Genomic DNA, 6,323 nt, shown 5'->3' on the forward strand with positions numbered 1-6,323 from the left:
TGACTTTCTACCGGAGACTCTCCCCAATTACCCTCACTGTTTTCGAGAAAGCCAAAGTAATCGTCTGATGAGTATGTTTCGAGTGGCGTTAGTGAATTACGCGATTCATAGGTAATCACAAAATTAGTATTGTGCGATACACGGTCTTTATAGTCGTATGAAGATTTACCTACGAGCAATAATGCTTTTAACGTTGATGGACCTTTATCGTAAAGATATTTCGCAAAATCACGTATAGCCGAAACATCCTGGCGGCCGGATGAGAACTCATTATATACTTCCTGTGGAGTAACGACTACCGATGTCCAGCCGCTGTGCTCAGCCCTATGGGAAGCAAGTCGCATGGCTTCCTGTTTAAAATCTGGATATGCTACAATAATCAGGTTCGGTGTTGAAAGTCCGTGGAGATTTTGAGTCGATACGCTCCCTATATATTCAGGTGCCGGCACACTCGTGTTGAAAATGATATACTCCTTTAACGTTGCTGTGGTTGCTGAGAATGATGCTGTGCTGTTTTGTAAACTATATTGTTGTATGGCAGGAGTATACGGATCGGTAATATCCCAAATGGTGCTGCTGCTGTTGGCTTCGTTTACCTGAAAGGTGGAGGTGGTGTTGAGGGTGCTTGCTTCAGATCGGAAAATAGTTTGGTCGCCATACAGTGCCAGCTTGCGCTGTACATTGAGCAAAAAGAAATCAAGATAGCCTGTGCCACTCGTAGTTTTGCTATAAATATACTTGATCTCCTGTTTGGTAGTGGAAGCCGCCCCGGTAGTCGATGCGTTGGTGGTGAGCGTATCGCGTTTGTGAAAACCTTTGATACTATACTGCGAATCGGTGATATAGCTTACAGGTTGCTCTCCGATAACGACATTGTTGAGATATACCTGGAAGGAAGAACTTTTAGTGGATTGTCCCATCACATCCGACACCAGTTTGATCGGTGAGTTTTCTACAATGCCGGCTATATCGGCAGAATAGGTTTGCTGATCCAGGCTTAAACGCTCAAACCATTCGCGGCCAGATTCAAGTTCGTTATAGGTATCAACTTCGTGAAAGAAATAATCATTGAAAGATTGTATCGCAGGAAATGTACCGCTTGCAGAAGAAACAGATGTTACACGTTTACCATTATCGGTACCGACAGTGATGAAGTAGAAATTCTTGTCGCTATATAAGTTGTGTTCGTACTGAAATATACCTCGTTGAACATCGTACTTCACATGATCAGCGCTTTCTGCATACCAGAGAATATAGTCGCCAGAATTAAAAACGCCATCGGCTTCACCCTGAACAAAGATGGCATTTTCTGTAAGATCGGTCGGGCGTGCAGCGCTGTTGGCTTGTGGCAGCATGCCGCCTTCATTACCATAGATCTTTATTTTACGCGGGTCGATAGAGGTATCGAATCCCATCTTCTTAAAATCATCGAAGGAAATTTTATAGACACCGTTTTTTGCTATAGCTACTTTATACCATTGCCCCGAACTCAACACGGCAGACTGGCCGCGGCTTTCTTTTGCCAGCACAAGAAGAAAGATAATGAGGAGGTTTCGGATGGTAACTTCGCAACGCAAAGGATATACTGTGAAATTTACTTTGAAAATGCTTTAGCCCCTAACGACAGGCCAATGTATAAAAGTATAATAAAAGGTATAGCCGTTACCTGGAGCAATGCCAGTAATAATACCGCCAGCAGAAGGAAGGTAAACCTGATCTTGTTATCGGCCCAGGTAAAGTTTTTGAACTTGAGCGCAAATATCTCGATGCGCGATACCAACAGCAGCGAAAACACCAAAGTAATAGTTACCAGTATCCACGGTTGATATAGCCAGTCGAACGATGGTGGCAGTAGCGGTAAAGATGTTATAAATAAAGTATTGGCAGGTGTGTTCAGTCCTTTGAAAGAATCGGTTTGCGTTTCATCAATGTTAAAGATAGCAAGACGCAATGCAGAGAATGCGGCAATACTAAACGCTATATAGGGCAACGCTTCGCTGGTGGTATGCGCACCTATTAATTTATACATTACCAATGCAGGCAATACACCAAAGCTTACTACATCGGCCAGTGAATCCAGCTCTTTACCAATGGGCGATGATACCTTGAGCCATCGCGCTACAAAGCCATCAAAGTAATCGAATACCCCGGCTGTCCACACAAAATATGCAGCAGGTACTCCACGATTCTCCAGTAAGAATACAATGCCAAGACATCCGCAGATAAGGTTACAACACGTAAGAAAGTTAGGGAGGTGACGGATCATAATTTCAAATCACAAATTCCAATAATATATAAATCGGGGGAATCGATAACTTCAAATGTAACGATTTGTTGTTGGGTAATTGTTATGCCGGCATTACATCAGCCGATCGCACAAAAAGGATTGGTCTTTTTCTCATAGCCAATCGTAGTCTCCGGTCCGTGGCCGGGATATACCGTAACATCATCCGGCAAGGTGAACAGTTTGGTGTGAATGCTGTTGATCAGTGTGTCATAATTTCCACCGGGCAGATCGGTGCGCCCTATACTGTTATAGAAAAGTACATCGCCACCGATAACAATTTTTTGCTGTGTGTGATAGAAGGCCACGTGCCCGGGTGCATGGCCCGGAACAAACAATACATTCAGCGATTGATTGCCGAACGTAACAGGTTCGCCTTCCTTGAGGTATACATCCGGTTCTGTTTCCTGATATTGAAAGAAACCATAATGCGGTGCATATACTTTCACGGCTTTTAATACAGGTTCATCCAGCGGGTGGATGTATAGTTTTGTATTGAATCGTGATTTTATAAACGCATTACCCAGCACATGATCAACATGGCAATGTGTATTGAGCAGCTTTACTACTTTCAATTGATTGGTTTCAATAAAATCGGCCAGGTCATGTTGCTCTTCCGTATCATAACATCCCGGATCGATCACCACACATTCCTTTGTCTCATCGAACAACACATACGTATTCTCCTGCAAAGGATTAAAAACAAAACTTTGTAGCTGAAGCATGCGCCAAAAATAACCGGGAAAATTTCAGTAGGCCAATTATTTTATTTTCAATTTTAGGCCTTAGGAAAAATATATCGTGCAGACAGTTGATTACATTCTTGTCGGTCAGGGACTGGCAGGTTCTGCGATGGCGGTTCAGTTGCTAAATCGCGGACGAAAAATACTGGTGATCGATCAGCCCATACACAATTCTTCTTCACGGGTAGCGGCCGGGTTGTTCAATCCCATCACCGGCAAGAAGATGGTAAAGACCTGGATGGCCGATACACTATTCCCTTATCTCCATGAATTTTATCGGCAGGAAGAAATAAAGTCTGGAGAGAAATTTTTCTTCCCCATGCCGCTATACCGCCCGTTCCTCTCTGTTGAAGAGCAGAATGAGTGGATGGCAAGAAGTGCCGAGCCGTTGTATGCAGACTATATTGAAGCGGTATACACATCATCATCGTTCGCGCATGTGCGTGATCCGTTCGGTGGACTTTTACTAAAACAATGCGGCTATCTCAGCACAACGCCCTATATCGAGGCGGTGCGAAAGCGCATTGAACAAGAAGGCACTATGCTCTACGAACAACTGGAAGAAGAGCATCTGCACGTAGAGCGCGATGGCGTTATCTATAAAGGAATCCGTGCGCCTCGCATAATATTTTGTCAGGGCACGCGCACCAGCAAGTGGTTCAACTGGGTGCCCATACGCCCGCTGAAAGGAGAAACAATTCTGGTAGAAGCCAACCTGCAGGAAAATATTATAGTCAATCGTGGCGTTTACATCGTTCCGGGCTTGCACGCTGGCGAGTGGCGCGTAGGTGCTACCTATAACTTTCACGATCATGATCCCGGCATTACAACGGAAGCAAAAACGGAGCTGGAAGAAAAACTGGCAGAGTTGATAGACACTCCGTACAAATGGAAGAGTCAGGAATGGGGGTTACGCCCAACCACTCCCGATCGAAGGCCGATCCTAGGGAGTCATCCGGAATTTCCGTCTGTAATAATTTTTAATGGACTAGGTACCAAAGGAGTAAGTCTGACACCGTATTTTTCGGAGGTTTTAGTCCGCTGGATGGAAAATGATATATCCTTAAACAAACTGGTGGATATTGATCGTTATAAATCAGTATATTGGACTTCCCCTAAATGAATATGATGTTGCGAAGAGGATTACTTGCGCTTTTAGTATTACTAACTATTATAACCCAGGTGCAAGCCCAGCAGGCACGTGAGGTATTTGGAAAAAACCGGATACAATACCGTCAGTTCGACTGGGTATATCTGAGCGGAGAGAACTTCGATGTTTACTATTACGATGCACGCAAAGGTGTAGCGCAGGAAGCACTGGAATTTCTGGAAGCAGAGTTCGATCGCATTACGGATATGATCGACTATCCTCCGTATTTCAAAACAAAAGTTTTTGTTTACAATTCATTATCGGATCTGCGCCAAAGCAACATGGGGCTGAACCGGAACACCAACAAGATAGGAGGGGAAACCGAGTTTGTGAAGCCATATATAGAAGTTGCTCATTTAGGAACAGCGCAGGAGTTTAAAGAAGAGCTGCTGTATAAAATATCCGAACTCATGGTAAATGAGATGATGTTCGGAGGAAACCTGAAAGATATTTTTCAAAGCTCTATTCTCATGAGCTTGCCCGAGTGGTTCGTAGCGGGAGCATCACAATATGTAGCCAAGGGATGGACTTCTGAAATGGATGACTATATCCGTCAGTTAATGCGCACGCGTAAAGCCAAGCGTGCCACAAAGCTTACAGGGAAGGAAGCTGCGCTGGTAGGGCAATCGATCTGGAATTTTATCACGGAGAAATATGGCAAGAGTAGCATGGCCAACATTCTCAACTATACGCGTGTAACCCGAAACGAAGAGAAGAGTATATTGATTACACTTGGTATAAGTTTCCGGCAAATGCTTACCGAGTGGCAGCGATACTATTCCGAGATGGAAGCCGTAGTAAGCAAATCGTACGTGAGTCCATCCGATTCAACCATCTTCGAATCACCTAACAATCGCACAACAGAATATACTACAGTAAAAGTAAGTCCTGACGGGCGACATATAGCTTACGCGGAGAATGATCGCGGCCGGTATATCATTCGCATCCGTTCACTGGAAAGTGGTAAGACCAAAACCATTATCTCCGGTGGAAGTAAAGTGATCAACCAACGGGTTGACTACCGGCAGCCGCTCATTGCCTGGGCCGATGCCAATACGTTGGGTGTGATTGGTGTGAAGTATGGTGAATATGTATTCTGGCTATACGATCTCAGCACCAACAGCAAGCAACCACGTGCGCTGGAAAAATTCAGCAACGTGCGCAGCTTTAGTTTCTCCGGCAATGGTCGCCTGGTAATTTTGAGTGCCGACTTTGAAGGCAAGAGCGACCTGTTTCTGCTAAGCGCAAGAAGAGACCGTGTACGCAGATTGACCAACGATTTGTTCGATGATCTTGATCCTACATTTATACCGAATACCAATCGCATCGTGTTCAGCTCCAATCGCACAACCGATACGCTGCGTGCCAATCTGAAACCGGAGTTTGGCAGACTTACCAATAACTACAATCTCTTTGTATTTGATCTCGACAGCAGTAACCTGCTGGTGAAACGTGTTACCAATACACTCAGTAAAGATATAGGCCCAATTGCCAGTGATGAGAGTAACTTCTACTACCTGAGCGATCAGCGTGGCATTACCAACCTGTTCAGGTATAATAGCAGCAATGGTATATATACACAGGTAACAAACTTCTCGTCCAGCATACAGCACTATGATCTGAACGTATCAACCGGAACGCTGGCGATGGTGGTAACGGAAAATCAGAAACAGCATATATACCTTGACCGAAGCTTTAATGTAGGGCGACAGGTATTTACTCCGGCCACACGAAGGAAAGAATTACAGCAGGCCCGTGTGATCCGCGAAAAGCGCAAGCAGGAAGATAACAAGAACATGAGCATTAAAGATCTGCTCAACGCGCGTCTGAAAGAAACACAAAAAGATAAAGATACAACGTCAGTGCATCCGGATTCTACAGGTGTGCAGCATCATGATACAGTCGGGGTAAAGAAAGACAGTGTGGCAAAGCCGGTAGAGAAAAAGCCGGATGTGATCAATACTGATAATTATACTTTTGAAGATGATGTAGTAAAGCAAACACAGCCCTCGGAGACGTTCCTTACGCGCTATCTGAAAGCACGCGATAAGAGTCGCATTACCGGGCCATTCCCGTACGAATCAAAGTTCAGTGCTGATAACTTAGTTACATCTTTAGTAGTCGATCAGCTTCGCGGTGTCGGCTT

General features: G+C 44.6%; 4 protein-coding genes and 1 pseudogene. 2 read left to right on the forward strand and 3 right to left on the reverse strand.

Going from position 1 to position 6,323, the window contains the following annotated elements:
- From VIN08_RS11060 to VIN08_RS11070, 3 genes are all read right to left on the reverse strand, one after another.
- Positions 1-1,577 (reverse strand): C25 family cysteine peptidase (locus VIN08_RS11060; RefSeq protein WP_331964550.1); only part of this gene is annotated, 1,577 nt, incomplete at its 3' end.
- A 17-nt stretch (positions 1,578-1,594) separates the two neighbouring features.
- A complete protein-coding gene (gene pssA, locus VIN08_RS11065; protein ID WP_331964553.1) occupies positions 1,595-2,266 on the reverse strand; it encodes a CDP-diacylglycerol--serine O-phosphatidyltransferase in 672 nt (223 codons plus the stop codon).
- Positions 2,267-2,364: 98 nt separating this feature from the next.
- Positions 2,365-3,009, reverse strand: a complete 645-nt coding sequence (locus VIN08_RS11070) for an MBL fold metallo-hydrolase (RefSeq protein ID WP_331964556.1) — start codon at positions 3,007-3,009, stop codon at positions 2,365-2,367.
- 76 nt (positions 3,010-3,085) lie between these two features.
- Between VIN08_RS11070 and VIN08_RS11075 the strand changes: the two genes are divergently transcribed.
- Complete coding sequence (locus VIN08_RS11075) at positions 3,086-4,150, forward strand: FAD-dependent oxidoreductase (protein WP_331964559.1); 1,065 nt, start codon at positions 3,086-3,088, stop codon at positions 4,148-4,150.
- 59 nt (positions 4,151-4,209) lie between these two features.
- Positions 4,210-6,323, forward strand: a pseudogene (locus tag VIN08_RS11080) (translocation protein TolB); the annotation flags it as partial.

Origin of the sequence: Ohtaekwangia sp., from assembly GCF_036568665.1 — a bacterium.
In the GTDB taxonomy this organism is placed as follows: domain Bacteria; phylum Bacteroidota; class Bacteroidia; order Cytophagales; family Cyclobacteriaceae; genus Ohtaekwangia.